The following is a 23291-nucleotide window of genomic DNA, read 5'->3' as shown; positions in this document are numbered from 1 at the left end:
AAAAGAGCCTTCCTGTAACATTATCTGCTTTTTATATTCTAATCTTAAAAATACTCTTAGGATGAAGCATATATTTTGCATGATTTTACTGGGCCTTGCAGCCTCCATATCTGGCGTTAAAGCCCAAGAACTCAAAAATTCACTTTTATGGGAGATTTCGGGAAATGGTTTGGAAAAACCTTCTTACCTCTATGGAACCGTACATATTACCTGCGATGCCAGTTTGGATAATGCGACACGAAAAGCGTTGGACAATACCTCGCTTTTGGTTTTGGAACTGGATATGGACGACCCAGAAATGAATAACAAAATGATGCAAGGGCTCCAAATGAAAGAAGGAACCAATATACAGGGCCTAACGACCCGAAAGGAATATGAAATGCTCGATGAATTTATTCAAAAATATACCGGACTCTCCCTGGCCAATTTTGGATCGTTCAAACCCTTTTTTATCAGCTCCATGCTCTATAACCAATTATTGGATTGCCCTTTACAGTCGTACGAACAGGAGTTGATGAAGGTGGCCCATGCCCAAAATGAGGAAGTTTTGGGATTGGAAACCGTAGCCGAGCAATTACAGATATTTGATGATATTCCCTATAGCGATCAAATACAGGATTTGTTGAAATCGGCCAAGACAGATCTGGACTATGATAAAAAATTATTCCAGCGCATGCTTCAAATCTATGAAGAGAAAGACTTGAATAAAATGATGGCCTTAATGGAAGAAGAAAAGGAGGCTAGTACTACAAAGCATCGTCATGTGATATTGGATGACCGCAATAAAAAATGGATTGCAAAAATTGAAGCACATGCCAAAAAACAACCTACTTTCTTTGGGGTTGGAGCCGCACATTTGCCTGGAGATTTCGGTGTAATTCAATTGCTTAGGAAAGAAGGGTATACAGTAAAAGCTGCACAGTAATTGATGTTTAAGACCAGAATGCGTATGGGAACATGCCGGGATGGTTTTATAGGCCATAAAATATATTAGAAAGAAACTCGACAAGAATGGAATGCCCTTTGGAAGGCCTATTGGAGCAAGAAAAAAGCTTAGAGAACGTAAAATTTTAAAAGATGAAATTGAAAATTAGGCCTATGGTAAAAAGGGTAATTTGGCCAAAACTACAGCCCTGCTATTTGATTCCAAACGTACACTTCTTATCTTTCGGAATGCAGAAAAGCTAAAATTTGACCATAAAAAAATATTTTCCAATAGTATCGCTAACCTATGACCCTAATAATCAATAAGGTTCCATTGAACAAAGAAGAAATCCTGTCTTTACTGAACAATAACGGTAAACTTCAGGCTATAAAATATATTAAGGATAACACCAATCTTAGTTTAAGGGAATGTAAAGATATTGCAGACAAGCTAGAGGATGATCCTGATTTTTACGATGGTAGGGGCTATATATCGAAGGTGAAAGAAGCCTCTTTTTCGGACAGATCGGAAATACGAAAACCGTATAAGGGAAGCCATATGCTAACGAATAGTACATCCAATCTGAAAAACTATCTTATTGTCTTGCTGCTTATTTGTATTTGCATTCTCGGGTACTTTCTATGGCAGAAATAACTAGAGGGTATACACAAACCTGAACGTTACAAAACGAGGTTGAATAAAGGTTTCTGAGGTAAATACCGATAAATTATTGGCATTGTTCCGCACTTGGGAGTCAATATTCAATAAGTTCGTGGCTTTTATTTCATATTCCCATTTGGCATCCCTGTTCTTTCTATAGGAAAGTGTAGCATCCCAATTCTGAAACGATTGTGATTCCCCATTTCCCAAATCTTGATTGGTAAAGGTGTAATTGGTGCGAAATGTGACGGACTTCCATATATAAGCATCAAATTCAGCAGAGGGGGCATGGGTTTCAAAGGTGGTATTGTTTCCCCCCTGATTGTTATTGGTTCTGCTATAGCGATACCGAAGGTTAATATTTGGGGCATCCCTGAAATTGGTTCGTATTCCCGGCGTATAGGTTTGGGTATAGCCTTCATTCAATGATTGTTGTCCCTGTATGAATTGATTGATTTTACTATAATTAAAACTGGCGTTCAAGCTCGTTCTTATTTTTCCAAAGGTCTTCTGGATACGCCCATTAACTGTTACATTTTCATCAGCAAAATTAGAATTGAAAAAAGTGCTGGTACGAATGACATTCTCAAAATTGGTCAAACTCCGTATCTGGTCAATATTACTGGAGTACGCAGCTCTTACAAAGACATTGGTATAATTGAAAAGGTTAAAACTGTTATACAATAAACTGAGGTTGTGGGATAAGGCGTTCTGAAGATCTGGCGTTCCAAATTGAAGGCTATTAAAATTGTTCAGGACTAAACCTTGTGCTAATCGTGTGACATCGGTAAACTGATTTCGCATATTGTACCGGAATGTTAAGGATTCACTCTTTTTAAATTGAATCCGCGTTTCAAAATCGGGCAAAAAGCGGAAGAAATTGTCTTCAAAAGTTTCCCCGAATTGCTCATTTTCATTGCCATAGGCATGTAATGAAAAACCGGGCGTAATGGTGAATTTTCCAGTTTTCAACCGGTAATGCGCCCCTAAATAAATATCACTGAAATTGTATTCCGTATCATTGGTAACCCTACCATTATTGAAGGTTGGAATGGGATCAAAGAGGGTCCCATTATCCAGGAATTGAAATATGTTTGAATTAAATTCTTGACGACTGAGAATGGTTCCAAGCGTAAAATTGAGGTTGCTTTTGGCATTCAGGATATGGTAATAATCTAATTTAGCGTCCAATTGATTGGATTTAACACGCCTATTCTGACCTAAATTATAATTCGTCAAAGAAGTATCTAGGCCCAAAGCCTCGGCCGTATTATCAAAAGCATCTGTATCATTGGGATCATTGACCAAGATGGCGTTGTAAAAAGGGTCTTCGTTCTTCAGTAGGTGTTGCGCTTCGAGGGAAAAAATATTGTTTTCGTCCAGCGTATAGTAATAATTGAGATTTTGATTGATGCTATAAGGCGATACTTCGTCCAATTGATCGGTGTTCCCAATGACAGAGGAAAAGGCGTTTTGATCCTGGGTATCTCTCGAGCTTCTTACCAAAACATCATAATCCAATTGATTGTTGAGGTTGGGCTGGTATGAAGCACTGAGTTTTAGTAAGCCTTGATTGGAACGTTCCGTGCTGGATTGCTCCGTTGCCTCATCGGGAATATTTAAATCCGGATTGGTGTATTGTACAAAGCTGGTCTCTCTTGATAAGATACGGCTGTAGTTGTAAATAAGGAAACCACTTAGATCTAATGCTGAATTTGGGGCATAACTAAAATTCCCAGTGGCGAGTTTGTTTTCAATTTCCAAGGCATTTCCCTGATTGGTCAAAAAATTAAGACTGTTGTCCCCTAGGTTCAACGTAGTGCCACTACTTCGACTAGGAGATCTAAATCCACCACTGAACCCACGAATATCGCGTCTTGTCAATGCCACTTCCCCTGTGTTGTTAAGATCTCCAATGAAATTAAGACTGTATTTTGGGCTATAATAAAACAGTTTCGGTTTCACCAAATAAAGCGCATTATCGGGAGAAGCCCCGCTTCCTGCGGTGACTGTTCCAAACCAGAAATTTTCTTTTCCCTCTTTGAGTTTAATGTTCAGCGCTACATTATCTTGGTTATTGGTGACACTTCTCAATTGTCCCACTTCGGAATAGTTCCGTAATACCTGTATTTTATCTACCGCTTTGGACGGAATATTTTTTGTAGCCAATTTGGTATCCCCATCAAAGAAGTCTTTGCCATTGACCATTAACTTATTGACCACTTTGCCTTCTACTTCCACTTGACCGTCTTCATTGATTTCCACACCCGGTAATTTTTCAAGGACATCTTCTAATTTTCGTTCAGTTCCTGTTTTAAATGAATCTGCATCATAGATTAAAGTATCTCCTTTTATGGTCACGGGTATTTTATAGACTACTTCTACTTCGTCAAGGGCATTATCGGGCTGAAGAATATAGTCTTTTGTAATATCATTTTCTTTTGTGATAAGGGAGTCTATATACATTTTCATGCCCACATAGCTGATTTGTATGGTATAGCGGCTATTCTTTTTCAAATCCAGTTTAAATTTGCCCTGAACATTGGTTACACCATAGGATTCCAAAGCACTGGTTCCTTGATTGATCGCAATAACATTTGCCAATTCCAACGGATTGTTCAAACTATCTTTGACCACACCCTCTAGTTTAATTTGAGCATAGGACATGCTGACTACAAGAAGTAGTAGGAAACAACTAATTTTTTTCATGATAATGTATGGGTTGTGGGTTTGATAAACATGTTTACGTTGAGAGATGGTTAACCGCGTCTTCCTCCACCTCGACCTCCTGGTCCTCTTCTTCCACGACTATTTCTCAATTCCTGTATTTTTTCCGAAATCGTGGCTTGATAGGCACTTTTTGTAATCACTTTTCCCTTTGTGGGTGCTTCAATTTTGATTTTCTTTTTTGGATTTAGGATAATTTCAGAGCACAACATTTTAGTATTTCCGGCATCTACTTCCAAAATTAAACCTGGGAGTCCCCAATATTCGCCCGGACCATGCCCAACAGGTATTTGAGGGGTATACCAAGCTTCCACTTCCGTCATTTTTATCGCTGTTTCTTCTGCCGGAGTTGGTGGTTCTTCAGCTTGTCTACGTCTACCGTTTCCACGCCTAAAATTGCCGCGAGATACGGTAAACCAGGTTAATTCAGCCGAAGGAACCGAGGCGGTCGCCTTAAAGCAAGTGTATTGCCCAATTTGCTTGGTTTCGGTTCCCATTTTCCAGTTTATCTTCTGTAATCCATCTTTAATCAGAAATTGTTTCCCGTAGAACTCTTGATGTTGCACCAATACATTTTCTTTGACATTCTTATATTGTTTGCCCCTGGAAAAATTACTCCCAAAGAAATTCCGACCTCCCGAGGAGCTAACCTCTAGTTTTTCTTCTTCAGTGAAAACCGAGGCTTCCTTATTAAAATCCAGTATATACGTTTTTTCCAGTTGGTTCTTTAAGCGTGCCTGTATCTGTTTTTTTTGTGCCTCGCTCAATGTTGCTCCTCTATTACCTAAGTCTAGTGTAGCTTTAGAAAGATAAATGGCCTGTCCCTGAAATTCTTGGGCGCTAGCGGCATAACAACATAACAAAAAGGGGAGGAGTATGCGGAGTTGGAATAAAATTGTTTTCATGCGAATTACTAAAATTACTTTTTGGTTAATAAGCAGGTATAAAAACGAAAAGCTGTACCATACGTTTTTAAGGAATACCCAAGTATACTTGGGTATGACTTTTAAAGTTTCAAAAGGTTTAATGCTTTTGAAAAATTAACAATAGACCATTTCCCAATAGGGCATACGGGTTGGAGTGCACATTTTAAGGATATGATATTGGTTGGGTGCTTCATCCTTATTTTAATAGGAAAGATTCTTAGCCGCGTCTTCTTCCTCTATTGTTTCTCATCTCCTGCATTTTTTCGGAAATGGTAGCTTGGTAAGCATCTTTGGTAATTTCCTTCCCTTTTTTCGGAGCTTCAATTTTAATTTGCTTTTGTGGATTCATAACAATTTCAGAACATAGCATGGTGGTATTCCCTGCGTTTACCTCTAAAATAAGTCCGGGAAGTCCCCAGTATTCTCCCGGTCCATGCCCAACAGGAATCTGAGGGGTGTACCATGCTTCCACTTCGGTCATTCTAATTTCCGGCTCTGCTGCTGCATCCTGTCCTGGAGTATTACGCCTTAAGTCGCTCCATGAAAAACTATACCATGCCAATTCTTTGGAGGGAACGGATGCAGTCGCCTTAAAACAAGTATATTGTCCTATTTGCTTGGATTCGCTACCCATTTTCCAGTTTATCTCCTGTAATTTGTCTTTAACCAGAAATTGTTTGCCATAAAATTCTTGACTTTGGACCAGGGCATTTTCTTTCACATTTTTGTATTGTTTCCCCCTGGAGAAATTGCTTCCCCAAGAATCCGTGGCACCCGATGTGGCATCCAGTCTATCTTCTTCCTTGAAAAGAGAGGCTGCTTTGTTGAAACTCAGCACATATGTTTTTTCCAATCTATTCTTAAGGCGGGCTTGGACCTGTTTCTTTTGGGCTTCGCTCATCCGAGCCCCCCAACGTCCCAAATCCATAGTGGATTTTGAAACATAGGTAGCCTGACCATAAAATTCCTGTACATCAGGGGTATAGGAAAACAGTAAAAAGACTAAGAGAAAACTACATTTAAAGAGAAGTGATTTCATGATGGATTAGCTAAGGTTGAATATTTTGTTTAACAAAAATACATAAAGATTAAACAATTTTATAAGATTTGTGAAAAATTAACATGAAATTCTGAATGGAAATTTCTTATTAGGGCGCTGTATGCCATTGATTTTTAAGTTGATAAAAGGCAACAAAGCCTTATGGTCAGCTCGGTTGAGCACGGCAATCTCATTTTCAGGAAGGCTTTTTACTGCACAAAATGCTGCTCTTTTGAAGACTATGGACTTTAGGAATTCCTGCTAGGAAGCTATTTGAACAGCATTGAAATTCATGGAAGTTCTAGGCGAACATGTAAACAAACGTATAGAGGCGATAAGGAATAGGGGGTGGGTGTCTTTTGGAATGAAATGTAAAGACGTTCAATACCAGGCTACGGTATAAAGTATATACAGAAATCATTTCCAGAGGTTATCGCTATTGGACTCGCGATACTATGGTTCCATTTTTTATAAAGGTTTTCCATAAAAAAAGTGCCAGCCTATTTTATAGACTGGCACCGAAATAACATTATAAGCTATTAAAACCGTTAATAGATTAGTGTTAGTTTTTATTAGTTACGTGGAGAACCAATTTGAGTACCAATAACACTCGCTTCTGGCTGCGTAATTACTGGACAGTTAATGATTGCTCTTGTAGCAGTCAATAAGTTGGACAATGAATTAGCCAATGGACGAGAGTTTCCGTTTCCTCTAAAAGGAATCAAGTCACCGCTTACCAAAAGATCGTTAATTTGATCGAAGCTTCTTAAGATAGGACGATCAGCTTCATTAGCGATAGTAGATTCTGTGATATGGGCATCCCACATTGGAGCATAGTTAGGATCTAATGGATCGATAGGGAAGGTGTTTGTAGGATCTTGTACTTGTCTGTCGCTCAAAGAGGCAGCGTTCAATCCCTGTACACCAAAACCATCACCGTTATCAAAAGTTCTACCGTTTGCTGTTGGGCTAAAAGGTAACATAGAACCGCCTGGGAATAGACCAAATGTTGGCAAGTTGTTCAATCTTGGCGCATATACACCCAACTCGATAGCAGCAGGTCCTGGGTCAGAAGTATCTGTAACAATGTGGAAGTAGTACTGTCTGTTATCATGCCATCCATCTAAAAGCTGCATTACTACAGAAGCTTGACTGGTAGATAGGTTAGGATTGTTTAAATCATCCTCATCTGATTGACTATTTCCATTAGGATTAGGAATTCTATCATGGATACCAGTGCTATTCGCTACCAATTGTGCATTGATCACAACATCAGTTCCAGGTAGTACAACATAAGAAGACCAGTTTTCATCGGCTACCGCACCAGGGCTAACGTTTGCTGGAGGGAATCCAACCAATAGACCGTCAGAAGATGCTCCACTAGCAGTCAATGATCTTGTAGGAGAGAAATCTACAGACCCTTGGAAAATAAGTCTTCCATCATCGGTCCACTCTGAATACTGCTCACCGTTAGAACCTATAGCGTCGGCCATTCTTGGAGAAAAAATAACCCCTAACAATCTTGCCAAACCTCGGTCAGATGCTTCAGTAATTACATAATATCCTTCTCTACGATCTCCGTTTGGCAAAGTTTCCCATCCTTGGAACATTGGGAATCTAGCTGTTGGACCTGCAGGTACTACAGATCGATCTGTACGGAAATCAATACCTAAAATACTAGGTAAAAATACGTTTTGTTCTTCTGTGAACGTCAATGCAGGGTTGCTGGCGTCATAAGGAACACCTCCATCTGCTTCAATACTAGCCAACAATAAACTTGCGGCATCAACCATTTCTGGGGTAACACCATCAACACCGTTTGCTCCATCGGCACCATCAGCACCGTCTGCTCCGTCGGCACCATCAGCACCGTCTACACCATCAACACCATTAATTCCGTCAATACCATCTCTTCCGTCTTCACCATCGCAACTTGTGAATAATACACCTAGCGATAAGACTGCTACAAATAATAAATTTATTCTTCTCATTTCCTTTTTTTTAGGTTTAAATGTTTTCTATTCGTTTTATGTACGAAAATTTCTGCGTTTTTTATTCGCTGGCCAGCAAGAGCAAAAAACTTACATCTATACAGACACGATAATTTCAGAAAACTAACCGCTTAAAATTGTGTTTTCTGATATTTTATTTATAAATAACTGATAATCAGTTATTTAAAATATAATTTTTAAAATGTTAAAAAAAAATTAAATAAATAAGGGGTTATTTTTCGATGATATTTCATTGAAAAAGTGATCAATTTGTTTTTAAATGTGATCTTTTTGTGATAATTAAGGTGTAGTAAATATCCTCTCTGTGTTCAGTGAATTCCTTGAAATGGGGTTGATTGATAAAAAGGGTGTAAATTTATGGAGAATGTGCAGGGCGTTTGGTCATGGAACAGGTGTTCTTCTCCTAAGATTATCGCTTAAAGAAAAATAAGATTTTCTTGAGGGTATTAAAAGGAAGTTCCCCAGCACATAATTTAGCGCTAATGCTTATAGCAAACAGCCGTTATTCGCTCCAAAATAGGAGCTAATCGGTTTATATTATCTTTTTAAGGATTCGGCCAATATTTTTTCCAATTCCAAGGGCTTAATATTTATGGCCACAATCTTACCATCCGCATTCACCAAAAAGTTAGAGGGTAAGTGTTGAATGCCCAAGCGTTGTATTACTTTGTTTTCAAAACCATTTTCGGCAAAGGTATTGGTCCAGTTCAATTGGTCCTTATCCATAGCCTTGATCCAAGCTGTTCTTTTGGTATCCAAAGACACCCCAAAAATTTCAAAGCCACGAGTGGCATACGTATTGTAAATTTTAACTAATTCGGGATTGCTCTTTCTGCAAGGAGCGCACCAAGAAGCCCAAAACTCTATGAGCATAAGTGATTTTTTAAAGGCTTTGGTATTCTTCACTATGCCTTCTTTATTGGGAAGTTCAAAATCTTTAAGGGTGGTTCCTATTTTTAGTTTTTTGAGTTTTGACAAGGAAGTCTTAAGGGATTCTATATATTCCTCCTTCTGTGAAGGAAGATCCAGTTTATTAAATAAGCGCAGTGCCTGTTGATGACTGAATATGGGATCTAGTATGATATCGGACAATACCATTCCACTAAATTGATTTTTGGGATTTTCCGTAATTATGGTATCCAATTTTTTATACAACTTTGCGACAAAATCATCGTCATCTTCAATCTTTTGAAAATAAAGTTGCAGGTCGTTCATTACAAGAGCGGTTTTGTTCCCCTCTATGGCCTGTATTCTTATATATTTATCGGTCGCTGCCACGGTCATGGTCATCTGGCCTTTTTCTATATAAAATGGATTGCTGGCGCTTCCCCTGGTTTTTAAGGAAAGAAAGGATTCCGTAGGATAATTGACCTGACCTTTAAATGAAAAGCTTTTGTTTTTTACTAGAGTACTATCTATGCGATTCCCATAGTGTAAATACACATAACCCGAAAAATCGGTTGTAGATGTCCCAACTAATTGGAAAGTTGATTTAGAGGAGGCTGTATTCTGGGAAAACCCTATAAGGATACCCATAATCAGACTTAAGGTGGTTGGTAAGAATTTCATTTTCATGCTTTGTTCTTGTTTTTGTATTGGGGCACAAATAGTATGCCAACCTCTGGGATTTTGTAAAGGATGCAATTTGGAAAATTGACGTGGAAAATCCGCAAAGATGTCCAGTTATGTATTGGTTTGATATTGAGCATTTTAAAGATTGAGTTTTAAAATTGAAAAATTACCTGCTCCTAGGCTATTCGGACTATATGTGTAAACAAATACAACTATTACGACGAAATATGGGTAATAACACCTATTTAAAACCCTTTGCTTTTATGAAAAACTTTATCCCTTATGTTGTAGTATTGACTTTTCTTTTGATCGGTTGTAGTAGTGATGAAGAATCTGTGGCTTTGCCCAACCCCGTGCCACAAGCCCAGGATTGTCCTTCGACCCATGCTTTGGTGGGAGAATCAAGAGAGCTGCGCAGGAGTGCCCAATACGGGATCAGTGGTACGGTCACTATTATTTCCGATTGTGAAATTGAGATTTCCAATTTCTTTTATAATGGTTTGGGCCCGGCTGTGAGTGTTTATGGTGGGAACAATAGCAACTTTATAGATGGAATTAGTTTGAGTGAACCTATACAGGGAAGAAGGTTTGAAGGAGAGACCTTGACCGTTTTTCTACCGGAAAACACCAGCTTGGATGATATCAATAGCTTTAGTATATGGTGTTTTCAATTTGATATCGACTTCAGCTCTGCAAGTTTTCAATAGTTGTCCTAGTGAGCCCCTACTTTTGATGTTGATAACATTGATACTCTAGAAAAATGATTCCCCCAATAATGGTGAATTCCAGGATGAAATACAGGAACCCTAAGGCCTGTATTTTTTCATGATGGATAGCGATCACTGTTATTGAAATTATGAGGTAGATTAAATTACTACATGCTATCCCTATTAGAAAAGGCCTCCAATTGGATTTTATGAATAGATGACAACCTAAAGAATATAGGAATAGACAACATGCAATGGCGGCCAATAGATATAGGATTTTGCTTGGCATTCCAATATAGGACTCCAATAACGGGAATACTCCAGATAGCATAAGAGTTGTGGCCAATGCACCTAGGGCATCCATAAGGAACATTTGTTTTGGATGTGTTTTAAGTTTATTGAGAAGATTCACTTTTGAAAAGGATTGGATGGTATTCTTTCACAAATAAATCAACATCTTCTGAAGCTATTGGATCCGGGTAAGACATTAATGCTAATGGCATTGGCGATTGGTGCGGTTGCGGAGCAGGGATGTGATACTTGTGCTGATTGTATTGAAAGCCCGTTCTTTCATAAAATTGTATTCTTCGTTGATTTATAGGAGACATAGGCAGTTCCACTTCCAGTAAAATAGGTTTGTTGCTGGCATTCATGAAAGAATTCAAAATCATTTTTCCCAAGCCTTTATTTCGCTGTTGTACGGCGGTGGCAAAATGGTCTATAAATCGAAGCCTTTTAAAATCCCACCACAAGATAAATCCAACGAATTCATTTTTCAGAAGAAGAACATCAAAATGATAACTATCTTCCTTTAAAATAGCGCTTTGATCGTCTAACAATCTTCGTTCTTCCAAGGGAAAAGCTTCCTCATAGAGTTCCCAAGCTTTCTGGAAATGTGTATCTGAAGTTCTTTTTACTCGTATTCGTTTCATGGAGCATTTTACTACTAAGGTTAAATATAGGTATTGGAGCATGATAAGAGGGAAACTCAACTAAAGATTTTTCAAAATTGATAGAAGTAGTTATCTATGGAGGTGCAAGATCTATGGAATATAGGTGTTCGTGTAGGACCTTATTTTTTTAGTGCTTTTAGAGGAAGAAGAAAAGTAAAACTGAACTATAGGTATGATTAGCGAATTATTCAAAAACAATGTCATTGGTAGGAAGTTTCATTCTGGCAAAGAAATCTTTAGGGGCATAGCCGGTAATTCTTCGACATTCTTTTATGAAATGGGATTGGTCATAGTACCCATAGGCTATGGAATCTGTGAGTTTGCTATGGGGTTGGTTTTTTAGGTCGTGTGAAACCTGTTCAAAACGTAAGATCTGCAATAGTTCTTTAGGAGATAAATTGAATTGTTTTTTAACCCAACGTTCCAAGGATTTTTGGGACATATTCATCTTATGGGCAAGGTCTACAACCCTTAAAGGATTTGTTATTTGCCCTTCTATTAGGGTTATAAGAGTATCTATTTTCAAATCAACAGCATATTGTCGGAGCGAATTTTCAATACTGCTATCAAGTTGATCAACAGGTATGATAGGGTTTTCTTCAGTAATATAGGAAAGCATATTCTCTTGGTCGATTTTGGAAATTAGTTGGATAGGGTTAAAGTCTTTCCAATTTGTTAGTAAACCTTTACATAGGGATACACTGAGAATATGGAGTTTGAATTTTATATTTAAGCAGATAATGTTTGCAGGAATATGATAAAACGTGGCCTCATTCGTAGCGGGCAAAATGCCTGATGAATTACTTAAAGTAAACGATTCCGTTTCTGAATCCCACTTACTAAATTGGCCCTGTTTTACAAAGTAACATTCAATTTTACCATTGGGGATAGTTTTGAAAAATAGCGGTTCTTTGGTAATAAATAACTGATACCGATCAACATATTTCGCTACTGTTGGCAAGACAGGATCTTTTTCAATAAGTATCATTTTGTCTAATTTTTACAATTATTTAAATAGAGACCGCATTAGGTTTGTATAAAGTTAAAATTTTAGGATGAAAAAACAGATGCTACTTGTCATTATGGGCTTTGTGCTAATCACAATGGAAGCGCAAACAGAGGTGACATTGCCTAATGGAATAAAAGGGGAACGGACTTTTTTAAAGATGGATTGGGGCAATCTCAATTATGAGGTATTCGGAGAAGGAGAGCCTTTATTAGTGCTTCACGGGAATGGAGGCTCTGCCGTTGGTAGGTATGCTATGATTCCCAAATTGCTGGAAGATCATCAAGTTATTGCAGTGGATAACCGATGTCATGGGCTTAGTAGCTGTCCTGAAGGAGATTTGGATTACTTTGATCTGGCGGATGATGTCATTGCCCTGATGGAACATTTAGGATATAAAAAATACACTATTTGGGGGCATAGTGATGGGGGTATTTTAGGCCTGATTATAGGGTATAAATCCACCAACAAATTAAGTAGGATGATCCTATCAGGGGCCAATACTAGATTTTCCGGATTGGAACCAGAATTACAGACTTTTGTAAAGCAATACCATCAGATACCCGATCCGCAGATGCAAAAACATGTTGCGCTCATGGCCAATCAGAAAGAAATACCCATGGATAGCATTCAAAAAATCAATGTGCCCGTTCTGCTCATGGTAGGCGATAGGGATGCTATTCCCATGAAGCATACGATGGAAATATTTGAAGCATTGCCCATGGCAAATTTATGTGTGCTGCCCGGGTCTTCTCATTTCATTCCGGAAGAAAAACCGAACCACATCATCTATTGGATCAGAGAATTTAAAAAGCCCTTTTCCGCGCCATCAACAGTTGAGATCGCAAAGAAAATGGCAAAATCCATGTTTGAGGATCATTGAGACGGCAGGGCTCGTACTATATTGTAAGAAACCAGAAGCTAATTGTGGCTGCCATTCCGGCTAAATGGTGTCTCGATGGAATTTAGGTTTTGGTAGGACTGGTTTCTACTTTTTTTCTTCACGCAGAATCTTCTCCATCTTACGACCTCTTGCCAATTCATCAATCAGTTTTTCCATACGTCTACATTGCTTGTACACTTCAAATTCATCCTCTATTTCTTCAATTCTATACCCACAAACCACCCCCTTGATCATGTGGGCGTTTGGATGTATTTTGGCTTTTTGAAAAAGTGTTCCAAAGGTTGCTTTTTCATCTATGAGTGCCTGCAAAGCACCTTGGTCTAAACCGGTGAACCATTGAATTACTTGATCGAGCTCTTCCTTTGTTCGGTCATTTTTCTTCAATCTATTCAGGTAAAGTGGGTAAATGGATGCAAAGATCATATTGGCAACCTTTTCATTTTTTTCGGTAGTAACTTTCATAAGGATCAATTTAACAGGTGCTAACGGTTTGAATATGATTCCTCAAGTTGCACTTGAGTTTGTTCCCTAAAGTTAATGTTTTTTCATTTTAGGAGAAAAGTAAAGCGGAATTAGCGCATTGCTCACCAAAGTATTTGGTTTTGCATGCCGTGATCTTTTCTCCAATAGGTTTTATTTTTTTGAAAAAACAATATTTTCTATACCGCCGTTGGATATGGAAAATCCAACTACTTTTTCCATCTTGTTTCGTTTAAACCGAATGTTTGAAAAGTTGCGGTTATTGGAACTAAAATAGGCCTCATTGATCGGTATAATTTTTATATCGTCCAATTCTTGATGCGTTAAGTACAGCGCATTATTCTTTTCTATCAGGTGATATTCTGCATTTAATTCTTCATTGTAATAACTTCCTAAGTAATCTGATGTATTCACCGCTTTCACTTTTGTAAGCCACAGCCACATGATGTCTGGAATTCTAAATTCAAGAATAGGTTCCTTATAATCGTTTTCCTTAAAATTGACCGAAATGTCATAAGGGGTTCCCTTTATTTTAAAATTCTTTTTTCCAACGGCATGTAGTTTAATGTCTTCTGGTAAAATCCCTCCTGTACAATAGAGCGTATCATTTTTGAATTGCACCTTCCAGTAGTTTTTTTCTTCCCGGTCAAAATAAGTGCCTTCAAACTTTTTCATTTCGGCCTGGGAGAGCTTTACAAAGAGGTCATCGTTATACTGAAATGGTTCATTCGCTTGGGCATTGTTCTCATCGGCGGGATAGTAATCTTGCAAATAATGATCAATAAGCTTAAAAATTTCATCATAAGCACTGATATAGGATGCGTTCGCAAAAACACTAAATTCATAGCCAAGCTCTGGAAATCTAGCAAAATAGCAGCGGTATCCGGCATCTGATCCGGAATGATAAATCATTTTAAGGCCCTTGTGATTTTTTACAAATTGACCTTTGGCATAGCTTGAGACGGACCCATCGTTCTTTTGCGCTTTTTGGTTCATCGATTGAAAAATGCGTTCATTGCCAACAATCTTGCTTTTAAAATTATGTGCCCATTTGTTGATGTCTTCAATGGTCGTAAACAGGCTTGTAGGACCCACTGTGGCAAAATTTAAATTACTCTTTTTAAGTTGGTCGTTCACTTTTTTATAGGAATAGGCTCGGTTAGGTACCATGACCTCATGGTCGTCATAAAAAAAGCTATGGTTCATTTGCAAAGGTTCAAATATGATTTGCTTGGCATAGTTGGCAAATGATGTTTTGGTGAGTCGTTCAACAATAATGGCCAATAAGGTGTATCCAGAATTAGAGTACTTAAAATTATCCCCGGGAGAAAAATTGAGTTCTTTTTGATTGGTGATCAATTTAAAAACCTGCTCGGTCTTAATTACATCGTCCAATCGCCAACCGGCCAATTCCAGAAGTCGCCATTGATCTCGTATTCCGCTAGAATGTGTTAATAGATGATGAATAGTGATGGTCTTGCCATAGTCTGGCAACTCGGGAATATAGTTCCGTACGTCATCATTGATCGACAATAGACCTTCATCCTCCAGCTTCAGGATCATAAAGGCCGTAAATTGTTTGGACAATGAGGCTACGTGAAATTTGGTTTTTTCGCTAATCGGAATCCCATATTCCAGATTTGCCATACCAAAGCCTTTTTGATAAAGGGCCTTACCCTCTTTCGTTACCGAAACTGCAATACCGGGCGTAGTCGTACTATTGTATTTTTCAAAGAGCGCATCGACCTCGGCTGTGTTTTGGGCCGAAATACTACAAAAGGATACCATAAAAAGGAATCGTATTATTTTGTGGATCGTATTGTGGTTTATGAAAAAAACACCCTTGTAGGGGCTTCTTGTTGTAATGGTCTTCATGATAAATGGTTTACGTTTTTTAACACCTCTTATATCATGAAGACAAAAAATAATAGGAAAGGTTACATGTGGCCTTTTAATTTGTGTTAAGGAGCTGCTTCAAATGCTTTATAGGTAAGAGGAGCAATCATCCAATGGTCGGCAACTTTAAAGAAAACAAACTCTGTTCCGTTCCGTCCTCATTTATTCGTTTTGATTCTTCCTATAGAGCATTTCAACGACATCCTTGAAGGAAGCATGGGATGGAATATGAACAATGGTATTCTCTAAATCATCAGGAACATTGGGAGACAGTATCACCGTATATTTTTGATATACAAAAACACCTCCTAGTAAACCAATAAAGAGTATTCCCCAAAGGATCTTTTTAAGCATTGCATTTTGTTTGTTGTTCAACTCTATATTGGTGGCTAAGGGTCTGGGCTATGATTTGGCCGTGGAATTATCCATAGGATTGTTCCCTTGTACTAATATAGTGTTTTGTAAGAAATGATTGTCTGTATAACTAACAGTCCGTAATTGATGATACGCCTTGTTGGCATTTCGTTACTGGTTTGTTAGCTTACTTTTAGCATGAAGCTTTAGCTTTGAGACTTCTATAAAATAAAAGCTTAAGAAGACAAGCCATGAGGTCCATCCTAAAAACAATAGTCTTTGAATAATGCCCCAATAGGTATGCACAAGTTCGGGAATAGATGATCTGCTTATAATAAAGCAAATTGAAACTATCATCAAAAACAAACTGATAACAGCGCCTCGTCTAATTTTTAATAAACTTTTATTTCTCCATAAAACAATAGCTAATAGTGGGCTAAGAATACTAAGGATAATACAGTTTGCAAAAAATGAATATAAGACATTGGGAGACGGAAACAAGGAAGATCCTATTAAATAGATCGGAATGAAAATCAAGGGTAATAGAGGAATAAAGTTAATGTTAAGTCGCTTAGAACTTTTATATAGTCTATAGATAAACAAAATGGATAACAAAGCAATTGTAAATTGAATACTTGCATTAAAAGTTCCAGAATTCGAGTAAAAAGTATCTAATACGGGTATGCCGTCCCTTACATGGCTATAGTTATTGCCATATAAAAAACCAGAGATAATGGTTCCTGCCCAATATAATAGGGCAATACTATATCCTAAGTAAAGTGGATATGCCGTGTTTAGAAATTTTTTGAGTTTTAATTTACCCACTATACATAACAATAGTCCAATTCCGAATACTAAAAGTGCTTGTAGATTTCTATTCATGGAAACTGCGAAGGGCTTATTATGAACAATTTTTAATACATTATTTAGGATATCTTCTTTTCTAATAACAATGCCATTGGTGGTATAAGCGATGGCCAATTTGTGTTCAGGGTAATAAAAAAGACTGGATTCAGATATCCATCCCCCTGTATGACCATATCCTTCATAGTTTTCGAATTGGTTTTTCATTACACCCAATCTATACAGTTCCTCACCCTGAAGCATGGTATTAAGGCTTTGCTTAGAAACTAAGCGTTCATTAAATAGTGCATCAATAAAAAGCGTCATATCTTCAGGTGTAGTTACAATACCCCCATCGGCCGTTGCAAGATGATTGTTGTAATTCGCTTCTCCCGTTACTGGTTTCCAGTTCGTATCATAGTGATAGGTTTCAGCAATATTCTCAAGTTTACTTATGGTATTTGTGCCGAAATAGGTGCTATTGAGGTTTAACTTGGAAGATATTCTTTTAAATAAGGAGGTTTCATAGGTAGCTTCATCCAGAATTTCAATAATATATCCTAAAAGCAGATAGTTCGTGTTACTATATCTAAAATCTTCCCCTGGTTCAAAATTGGGTTTAAGTCCAGAGATAATTGCTACAACTGAATCTTTATCTGCAATACCCTGCAGGCTTATGGGGTTATCGGTATCGTTTACATAGTCAAATAGGCCACTTCTATGTTTTAGCATCAACTCCACTGTAATTTTCTCTGCATTTGGTATTTGAGGATAATAGGTATCTAAGGTCGTATGGAGTGATAATTTTCCTTCTTCAATTAATTGCAAAATCATAACTGCGGTGTATGTTTTTGTAATGGACCAAGCTCTAAAATGCGTAGCTGTGTTTGAAGGCGTCGTATTTTTTCCTTTGATAGTCCTATGACCTATGGCTCTGGAATAGATGTGTTTTCCATTTTTGGAAATCGCAATGCTACCCATGGCTTCATTTCGTTTTTCAAGTGCGTTAAAAAATTCGTTAAGTTTTTTTGAATTCAGATCTTGGGAATAGGTATGACCGGAAATTAAAATGAGCAGTGTAAAAAAGAGTGTTCGTAATTTCATGTTCGCTTTATTTTGATTGGACTCAAAACTATTCGAATATGGACTTTATGAATAAAAAAGTCGTCTGCAATTTTTATGACATTTTTATGACAATGACGCGGTCATATCAAGTCTGGAAAGAATTTTAAGATTTGTTTTTTCTTATCTATTGCAATGGAAGTATGAATTACAATGATGATGTTTACCGATGTATATATAAAGTAAATAATTGGGACGGGTTTGGGAATAGCGCCATTTCCTCGGCCAATAATAAAAAAGAGGCTAATAGCGAGACCAGATAAAAGAAAAGTACTTAATATTTGAATGCTAAGTATTCTTCTGCCGATGCTGTTTACATGTTTATTTGATTTGTTGGCGAGAAAAATAAGGGTCGGAAGAATAATATTGCAAAAAGGGATGAGCAATACGGAGAGTATACTAAAATTCATAAGTTTTACTTTATGAAAATCATCATGAACCCTAACGTTCTCTTCATTTGAAATTAAGATATCCGTACTTTCAATATGAAGTGTTTTTGCTAATGCTCGTAGGGTATGGGGACTTCCTTTGGTCAAGCCTTTTTCAATACGTTGAATAGTTCTAATGGATATCCCAGATTGTTTGGCCAATTCTTCTTGGGTATAATTCCTTGCTTTTCTATATTCTTTTAGCGTATTAAGTTCTTTCATTTTTATATGGAAGCTTTGGAAATGGATGCCAACGTTTTGTGTATAGACAGAAGGGCAGGTTTGAAGCACTTCACTTTCGATTTGCCACTACGCCAAAACAAACGTTTTTACTTTTAATTTTTCTTTCTGTTAAACGTCAAAACTCTTTTTACGCGTTGCCTAATCTAGGAATAAAACTTTTGTTTTATCTGTAAATACCCTATTGACCATACATCTTGTCCATAGGTTCATTCATCAATTTGCGATTTTCATCGGAAATATATATTCCAATCTTTTCAAAAAGTGTTACTTTTTCTACTATTGTTGAAATTGGTTTTTCCTTAATGTTGACCCTACGCATTTTCTTCACATCATCATTATGATAAGTAAAAGTTTCTTGTTTTAATGATACGTCGATGTCCTTTAAAATATCACTTAATCAAACAAGACGCATCAGCAATTATATCGTTTTTTATTGGAATAAATATAATGCATCTCCAATTCCACTATTGATTGATTCTTTACCCAAATTTTTAAGAATTAGATCAATTCTATCTAACTCCATTTTTTTGTTAAGTTTATTGCCATTTCCATCTAATATTTGCCCTCCTAATCGTTTTTGAGCATACTCCGTCACTTCGCACATTACTTTAAAGACTTTCTGTGGTGCAATTGAACGTGGTATAGAAAATCCAAAAATTAAATCCTCAGTTTTAACATTGCCAGCTGCAATTTCTTCAGGAAAAAAATACCCTGGTTCTGTACTTGTCCAAACGCTTAAAAATTGGTCGTCTCCAACTTCAAAGTCGGTATTGCTCCAGTGAAATAAATCCATATCACCCCACCTTAAACCAAGAGACATCATTACATCCCAAATTTCTTTACCTTCAAATTTCTTGTCCGCTTTAAGAACTATAATGGCCCATTGGTTATTTTCAGTTACAAAATCAGATAATCCATTTGAAACCGAAGAAGCCTCTTGAATTGAATAGTTGTACTCTATTTTATCTGCTTTTATTTCTTTTATTTTCTTTTTGACGGCCTTGTTAATTTCTGAAAGTGTCTTTTCGTTATATATTGTCGGAGGATCCTCTATAGGGTCATATAGTTTCCAGGTCAAGGCAATCTTCTTAAATGTTTCATCCTCATTGTTTGCAGCGAATAAATAGGTCCAATTGTTGCTTTTTTCGGGAAGACAATAAACGGTAGGATACATTAGCTGTTTCCGCCAGTCCTTGTTTATATATTTTTTAATCGAGTCTTTATGAAACAAGTTGGCGGGGCTTGCTTCAATTGTAATTATCCAATCATATTTCTTATTGGCAAAGTACTTAATCGAGTCAGGCTTTTCAGGTAAATTCGGAAGTCTAATATTAAGTTCTAGAATATCACTTTTGTCCTCCTTACCTTTAAATGACAAAACTTGTTTTGCTCGTTCATCACTCTCACCTGCAGTTGAAATGGTATAATCTGATTCCATTCTTTTCGTTTGTGAATTGCAACTTATTGAAGTCCAAATCATCAATATTGCTACACTTAATTTTCTCATATTATTTTGGTCCTAGAAATGAATGCCAACATGGGAATATAGATTGTATGATCTATATATCTTTTATGTGCAGAACTAAGATAACAAAACCTTTGGTTTGAAAAAAGACCGGACGGGCTCCGGCAAAAAGTTGTTGTAGTAGTGGAATTGAAGGGAAAAAAGGGGAGTGGCCGACACGTCCTTAGGGCTATATCGGTTTGGCCGTTCCCAAGAGTTTATGGGTGGTATGCCTTATAAAGGGGTAGGTTACGGTTTCGTTACAGAACGGTTCGTAAGGACGATTCCCAGATAACAGACCATCATAACATGGTAGGAAGTTAAACAGGGGTAATTCCACTGCTATACCATATAGTCGCTGTTTTTCTTTTACAAGGTCTCTACAATTTGAATGTTATTCCCGCAGGTGTCATTGAAAACAGCAAATTTCACTGTTCCCATTTCCGTTGGTTTTACACTAAAGTCCACCTGAAGTTTGACGAGTCGTTCATATTCCGCATCAACATTGTCAACATCAAATTGCGTATAGGGAATTCCGGCTTCCATCAAAGCGTCTTGGAAAACTTTACAAGGTTCAAAATGGTTTGGCGCAGGTTCCAATAATAGTTCCGGTCCATCTTGCCATTCGGGTGAAACCAGGGTCAGCCATCTATTTCCATCCCCCAATGGAGCGTCTTTTTTTATGATAAAACCTAATTTTTCGGTATAAAATTTTGAAGCTTTTTCTTGATCTCTAACCGGTATGCTAATAAGTGTTACTTTCATTTTTGTTTAATTTTTTATTCATTTTCCAAAGTTTGGAAATCTGAACCTTATTTGCTTCTCGAAACTTGCTCTTTTTGAAATTGGCTTGGAGATTTTCCTGTTCTTGTTTTGAATAATGTGCTGAATGAACCTAGACTTCCAAAACCAACAGCAAAACAAGTTTCTGTAACCGTCATTCCTTTTTTTAAATTCTCTTTCGATTTCTCAATCCGTTTATCGATTAAGTATTGTCGCGGTGTCTGCCCATAATATCTTTTGAACAGGCGTTGTAAATGAAATTTAGAAACAAATCTTGTATGGGATAAAAAATCTAATTTCAGGTTTTTATCAAAATTAGTATCAATGAAATGACGTGTTTCTATAATAACTTCAATCTGTTTATCATTGGAATAACAGCTATTTTTAAGATGTCTTAGTTTTTCTTCGTAGAATGTCATTTATACGTAATTCAGCATCTTGGTTAAAATTGTGGACAATGGTTTTGTATAGGGTTCCTTGTGTAATAGTTCCTTAGCAACATGCCGCAGCAATGAATGATAGCAATTATGTGCTTTCGTTATGTATTTGAAGTACACTTTTTGGCTATAATTTTATATACTTTGTCAATTTCATTTTCTATAAGCTTTAATAATTCAAGGCGTCTTTGATTGTTCAGGCCTACCATTACCACAGTACTATATAGTTCAGGCTTTATATGCTTAGGAATGTATTGCGGAAGGTCTTTTTGGATGTTAGCTCGTATTTCTTTTGTGAATATCGTATTATAAAAATAATCATTGGAGTTAAATAAGCCGATGTCAAATAAACTTTTAAAGCTAGACACTTTTTCAAAGTCAAAATTGGCATTTGTGAGAATTGTTGCGCTATACCCATCAACATTTCTAAAATAGCTGTTTAACCTCTTTAGCAAAATCTTATCACTAATAATTCCAAGGTTTCCACTCGATTTAATATCTTGGAAAGTAGCATCATTAGGCTGAAATGTTCGGCTCCCTAATCGAATAGAAAGTCTATAATTCACTCCGACCTCTGTGGCATCTGAATTTTCTTTCTGAATTTCAGAAATGGCCTTATTTGAATATGTAATTCTTTCAGACACCAATTTTTTTAAGGTATTGACTTGTAGTTTATCTTGTTTAATGTCATCCAGTAGGAGGCAATAATAACTTTGTTCTAAATCTTTTTCTTTGCTGTTTTCTTTCCAGTTATTAATTTGAAGTGCAATTAAAATTCCAATCACGACAAGTACAATCTCTCCAATAGCATATTTAAGATACGTTCCAGTTTTTCCTTCTGAAAGCAGGTTCTGTCTGATTTTTCTAAAGAATTTAATCATTGGTTAATGGTTGGTTATGATGAAGCACAACAGTCTAGTGTTTGAACAATAGCGGAATTAAGAAACTATTTTTCTATTGGTAATATACATAATAAAAAAGAAAAGCGGTCTAAGTGAACACTCAAACCGCTATGACGTATGCACCTTGTTAGTGGTCGTTATTTTTTGTCTTTTTCCTCTTTACGCCAAAATTCAAATTTTTTATGTAGTAAAGTTACCGCAGGTTTTCCACCCTCTTCTATTCCTTGTATCGCTAGTTTTAAAATAGCACCATCTTTGGGTTTGTACACCATGATAAAGGCTGATCTTGCATATTGTGTGCCACATCTTTTATCCCCTCCAGCTTCTTCTCCGGCTTTGAGTGCCAGCATCAACCGCTCGGCCAAAGATTTATCCCTATTTTGATTAAAGGCATCATAGGCTTTTTTAACCACTTGCTCCCCAAAAAGTATATTGCCCATTACTGCAAAATCTTCGTCGATCATTTCGCCGTTCCAATCCGCAATTTCAGTACCAGAATATACCAGCGGCCTTGTCCCTTCTTTCAATAACACTACCCCATATTGCTGTTGTTCTGGTTCAAAACGTTTTGCCTTCATGGCAGCTAAGATTTCTTGGGCAGAAGCATTATTTTCCATAAGCGAAACGCCTCTCATACGGGCAAAATAATTACTTGATGCTTGTACTACAATGGCCCCTTTTCCTGGTTCAATGGACGCAATTCCGGACACATCAAAAGTGCAGGAAGCACCTACAATTCCAATCTCACCGGTTTTACGATCCACAGCAATTATAGACCAAGTAGCATAGGAATGTGTTGAAAAAAGTACAAAGAATAGGATGAATAGTGAGATAGCTTTCTTTTCCATAGGTAGTATAGTTATTTGTT

22 protein-coding genes are annotated in these 23291 nt (G+C 37.1%); 4 read left to right on the top strand and 18 right to left on the bottom strand.

Annotation, left to right across the window (positions count from 1 at the left end):
• The first annotated feature begins 61 nt into the window (after window positions 1-61).
• Complete coding sequence (locus tag ACEXOE_RS00550) at window positions 62-925, top strand: TraB/GumN family protein (protein WP_394746767.1); 864 nt, start codon at window positions 62-64, stop codon at window positions 923-925.
• Between the two features lie 306 nt (window positions 926-1231).
• On the top strand, window positions 1232-1579 hold the full coding sequence (locus tag ACEXOE_RS00545) for a hypothetical protein (RefSeq protein ID WP_394746766.1): 348 nt from the start codon (window positions 1232-1234) through the stop codon (window positions 1577-1579).
• Here ACEXOE_RS00545 and ACEXOE_RS00540 read toward each other — a convergent pair whose 3' ends face one another.
• The 5 genes from ACEXOE_RS00540 to ACEXOE_RS00520 all read right to left on the bottom strand — a co-directional run bounded on the left by ACEXOE_RS00540 (window position 1580) and on the right by ACEXOE_RS00520 (window position 9858).
• Window positions 1580-4294, bottom strand: a complete 2715-nt coding sequence (locus ACEXOE_RS00540) for a carboxypeptidase-like regulatory domain-containing protein (protein ID WP_394746765.1) — start codon at window positions 4292-4294, stop codon at window positions 1580-1582.
• A 50-nt stretch (window positions 4295-4344) separates the two neighbouring features.
• Window positions 4345-5217: a GLPGLI family protein gene (locus ACEXOE_RS00535; protein ID WP_394746764.1), complete on the bottom strand. Its 873-nt coding sequence runs from the start codon at window positions 5215-5217 to the stop codon at window positions 4345-4347.
• A 238-nt stretch (window positions 5218-5455) separates the two neighbouring features.
• Complete coding sequence (locus tag ACEXOE_RS00530; RefSeq protein WP_394746763.1) at window positions 5456-6277, bottom strand: GLPGLI family protein; 822 nt, start codon at window positions 6275-6277, stop codon at window positions 5456-5458.
• 572 nt (window positions 6278-6849) lie between these two features.
• Window positions 6850-8268 (bottom strand): hypothetical protein, encoded by a 1419-nt coding sequence (locus tag ACEXOE_RS00525; protein WP_394746762.1) that lies wholly within the window; start codon window positions 8266-8268, stop codon window positions 6850-6852.
• A gap of 558 nt (window positions 8269-8826) precedes the next feature.
• The gene (locus ACEXOE_RS00520; RefSeq protein ID WP_394746761.1) at window positions 8827-9858 is read right to left on the bottom strand and encodes a thioredoxin-like domain-containing protein; all 1032 of its coding nucleotides are present in this window, start codon (window positions 9856-9858) and stop codon (window positions 8827-8829) included.
• A 266-nt stretch (window positions 9859-10124) separates the two neighbouring features.
• Here ACEXOE_RS00520 and ACEXOE_RS00515 point away from each other — a divergent pair, with 266 nt between their 5' ends.
• On the top strand, window positions 10125-10568 hold the full coding sequence (locus ACEXOE_RS00515; protein ID WP_394746760.1) for a DM13 domain-containing protein: 444 nt from the start codon (window positions 10125-10127) through the stop codon (window positions 10566-10568).
• 16 nt (window positions 10569-10584) lie between these two features.
• Here ACEXOE_RS00515 and ACEXOE_RS00510 read toward each other — a convergent pair whose 3' ends face one another.
• The 3 genes from ACEXOE_RS00510 to ACEXOE_RS00500 form a co-directional block, all read right to left on the bottom strand.
• Window positions 10585-10941: a hypothetical protein gene (locus tag ACEXOE_RS00510; RefSeq protein WP_394746759.1), complete on the bottom strand. Its 357-nt coding sequence runs from the start codon at window positions 10939-10941 to the stop codon at window positions 10585-10587.
• Between the two features lie 22 nt (window positions 10942-10963).
• Window positions 10964-11500: a GNAT family N-acetyltransferase gene (locus tag ACEXOE_RS00505; RefSeq protein ID WP_394746758.1), complete on the bottom strand. Its 537-nt coding sequence runs from the start codon at window positions 11498-11500 to the stop codon at window positions 10964-10966.
• A 205-nt stretch (window positions 11501-11705) separates the two neighbouring features.
• Window positions 11706-12509, bottom strand: a complete 804-nt coding sequence (locus tag ACEXOE_RS00500) for a helix-turn-helix domain-containing protein (RefSeq protein WP_394746757.1) — start codon at window positions 12507-12509, stop codon at window positions 11706-11708.
• A 67-nt stretch (window positions 12510-12576) separates the two neighbouring features.
• Here ACEXOE_RS00500 and ACEXOE_RS00495 point away from each other — a divergent pair, with 67 nt between their 5' ends.
• On the top strand, window positions 12577-13410 hold the full coding sequence (locus ACEXOE_RS00495; RefSeq protein WP_394746756.1) for an alpha/beta fold hydrolase: 834 nt from the start codon (window positions 12577-12579) through the stop codon (window positions 13408-13410).
• 105 nt (window positions 13411-13515) lie between these two features.
• On the opposite strand, the gene ACEXOE_RS00490 is transcribed toward ACEXOE_RS00495, so the two are convergent.
• From ACEXOE_RS00490 to ACEXOE_RS00445, 10 genes are all read right to left on the bottom strand, one after another.
• The gene (locus ACEXOE_RS00490; protein WP_394746755.1) at window positions 13516-13893 is read right to left on the bottom strand and encodes a DUF2200 domain-containing protein; all 378 of its coding nucleotides are present in this window, start codon (window positions 13891-13893) and stop codon (window positions 13516-13518) included.
• Between the two features lie 171 nt (window positions 13894-14064).
• Window positions 14065-15786, bottom strand: coding sequence for a serine hydrolase domain-containing protein (locus ACEXOE_RS00485; RefSeq protein WP_394746754.1), 1722 nt, complete (start codon window positions 15784-15786; stop codon window positions 14065-14067).
• Window positions 15787-15969: 183 nt separating this feature from the next.
• A complete protein-coding gene (locus ACEXOE_RS00480) occupies window positions 15970-16161 on the bottom strand; it encodes a hypothetical protein (RefSeq protein WP_394746753.1) in 192 nt (63 codons plus the stop codon).
• Window positions 16162-16332: 171 nt separating this feature from the next.
• Window positions 16333-18108: a serine hydrolase gene (locus ACEXOE_RS00475; RefSeq protein WP_394746752.1), complete on the bottom strand. Its 1776-nt coding sequence runs from the start codon at window positions 18106-18108 to the stop codon at window positions 16333-16335.
• Between the two features lie 101 nt (window positions 18109-18209).
• Window positions 18210-18776, bottom strand: a complete 567-nt coding sequence (locus ACEXOE_RS00470) for a helix-turn-helix domain-containing protein (protein WP_394746751.1) — start codon at window positions 18774-18776, stop codon at window positions 18210-18212.
• A gap of 451 nt (window positions 18777-19227) precedes the next feature.
• Window positions 19228-20235, bottom strand: a complete 1008-nt coding sequence (locus tag ACEXOE_RS00465) for a cell division protein ZipA C-terminal FtsZ-binding domain-containing protein (RefSeq protein WP_394746750.1) — start codon at window positions 20233-20235, stop codon at window positions 19228-19230.
• A gap of 435 nt (window positions 20236-20670) precedes the next feature.
• Window positions 20671-21066 (bottom strand): VOC family protein, encoded by a 396-nt coding sequence (locus tag ACEXOE_RS00460; RefSeq protein ID WP_394746749.1) that lies wholly within the window; start codon window positions 21064-21066, stop codon window positions 20671-20673.
• A 47-nt stretch (window positions 21067-21113) separates the two neighbouring features.
• Window positions 21114-21503: a helix-turn-helix domain-containing protein gene (locus ACEXOE_RS00455; protein ID WP_394746748.1), complete on the bottom strand. Its 390-nt coding sequence runs from the start codon at window positions 21501-21503 to the stop codon at window positions 21114-21116.
• Between the two features lie 119 nt (window positions 21504-21622).
• Entirely contained in the window at window positions 21623-22402 is a 780-nt protein-coding gene (locus ACEXOE_RS00450; protein ID WP_394746747.1) for a DUF6090 family protein, read from the bottom strand.
• Between the two features lie 158 nt (window positions 22403-22560).
• Window positions 22561-23271 carry a DUF1028 domain-containing protein gene (locus tag ACEXOE_RS00445; RefSeq protein WP_394746746.1) on the bottom strand — a complete coding sequence of 237 codons (711 nt, stop codon included), beginning with the start codon at window positions 23269-23271 and terminating at the stop codon, window positions 22561-22563.
• Window positions 23272-23291 lie beyond the last annotated feature (20 nt).

This window comes from Spongiimicrobium salis, from assembly GCF_043678055.1.
Classification (GTDB): domain Bacteria; phylum Bacteroidota; class Bacteroidia; order Flavobacteriales; family Flavobacteriaceae; genus Spongiimicrobium; species Spongiimicrobium salis.
The sequence above is the reverse complement of the archived record's forward strand: the minus strand, read 5'-3'. Positions and strand labels throughout refer to the sequence as shown.

What these genes read in the sequence shown, in the direction of transcription:
- ACEXOE_RS00550 (WP_394746767.1), top strand. Translation starts at nt 62, where the DNA reads ATGAAGCATATATTTTGCATGATTTTACTGGGCCTTGCAGCCTCCATA.
- ACEXOE_RS00515 (WP_394746760.1), top strand. Translation starts at nt 10,125, where the DNA reads ATGAAAAACTTTATCCCTTATGTTGTAGTATTGACTTTTCTTTTGATC.
- ACEXOE_RS00510 (WP_394746759.1), bottom strand. Translation starts at nt 10,941, where the DNA reads ATGTTCCTTATGGATGCCCTAGGTGCATTGGCCACAACTCTTATGCTA.
- ACEXOE_RS00460 (WP_394746749.1), bottom strand. Translation starts at nt 21,066, where the DNA reads ATGAAAGTAACACTTATTAGCATACCGGTTAGAGATCAAGAAAAAGCT.
- ACEXOE_RS00495 (WP_394746756.1), top strand. Translation starts at nt 12,577, where the DNA reads ATGAAAAAACAGATGCTACTTGTCATTATGGGCTTTGTGCTAATCACA.
- ACEXOE_RS00475 (WP_394746752.1), bottom strand. Translation starts at nt 18,108, where the DNA reads ATGAAATTACGAACACTCTTTTTTACACTGCTCATTTTAATTTCCGGT.
- ACEXOE_RS00455 (WP_394746748.1), bottom strand. Translation starts at nt 21,503, where the DNA reads ATGACATTCTACGAAGAAAAACTAAGACATCTTAAAAATAGCTGTTAT.
- ACEXOE_RS00450 (WP_394746747.1), bottom strand. Translation starts at nt 22,402, where the DNA reads ATGATTAAATTCTTTAGAAAAATCAGACAGAACCTGCTTTCAGAAGGA.
- ACEXOE_RS00500 (WP_394746757.1), bottom strand. Translation starts at nt 12,509, where the DNA reads ATGATACTTATTGAAAAAGATCCTGTCTTGCCAACAGTAGCGAAATAT.
- ACEXOE_RS00520 (WP_394746761.1), bottom strand. Translation starts at nt 9,858, where the DNA reads ATGAAATTCTTACCAACCACCTTAAGTCTGATTATGGGTATCCTTATA.
- ACEXOE_RS00490 (WP_394746755.1), bottom strand. Translation starts at nt 13,893, where the DNA reads ATGAAAGTTACTACCGAAAAAAATGAAAAGGTTGCCAATATGATCTTT.
- ACEXOE_RS00470 (WP_394746751.1), bottom strand. Translation starts at nt 18,776, where the DNA reads ATGAAAGAACTTAATACGCTAAAAGAATATAGAAAAGCAAGGAATTAT.
- ACEXOE_RS00535 (WP_394746764.1), bottom strand. Translation starts at nt 5,217, where the DNA reads ATGAAAACAATTTTATTCCAACTCCGCATACTCCTCCCCTTTTTGTTA.
- ACEXOE_RS00480 (WP_394746753.1), bottom strand. Translation starts at nt 16,161, where the DNA reads ATGCTTAAAAAGATCCTTTGGGGAATACTCTTTATTGGTTTACTAGGA.
- ACEXOE_RS00530 (WP_394746763.1), bottom strand. Translation starts at nt 6,277, where the DNA reads ATGAAATCACTTCTCTTTAAATGTAGTTTTCTCTTAGTCTTTTTACTG.
- ACEXOE_RS00485 (WP_394746754.1), bottom strand. Translation starts at nt 15,786, where the DNA reads ATGAAGACCATTACAACAAGAAGCCCCTACAAGGGTGTTTTTTTCATA.
- ACEXOE_RS00545 (WP_394746766.1), top strand. Translation starts at nt 1,232, where the DNA reads ATGACCCTAATAATCAATAAGGTTCCATTGAACAAAGAAGAAATCCTG.
- ACEXOE_RS00445 (WP_394746746.1), bottom strand. Translation starts at nt 23,271, where the DNA reads ATGGAAAAGAAAGCTATCTCACTATTCATCCTATTCTTTGTACTTTTT.
- ACEXOE_RS00525 (WP_394746762.1), bottom strand. Translation starts at nt 8,268, where the DNA reads ATGAGAAGAATAAATTTATTATTTGTAGCAGTCTTATCGCTAGGTGTA.
- ACEXOE_RS00540 (WP_394746765.1), bottom strand. Translation starts at nt 4,294, where the DNA reads ATGAAAAAAATTAGTTGTTTCCTACTACTTCTTGTAGTCAGCATGTCC.
- ACEXOE_RS00505 (WP_394746758.1), bottom strand. Translation starts at nt 11,500, where the DNA reads ATGAAACGAATACGAGTAAAAAGAACTTCAGATACACATTTCCAGAAA.
- ACEXOE_RS00465 (WP_394746750.1), bottom strand. Translation starts at nt 20,235, where the DNA reads ATGGAATCAGATTATACCATTTCAACTGCAGGTGAGAGTGATGAACGA.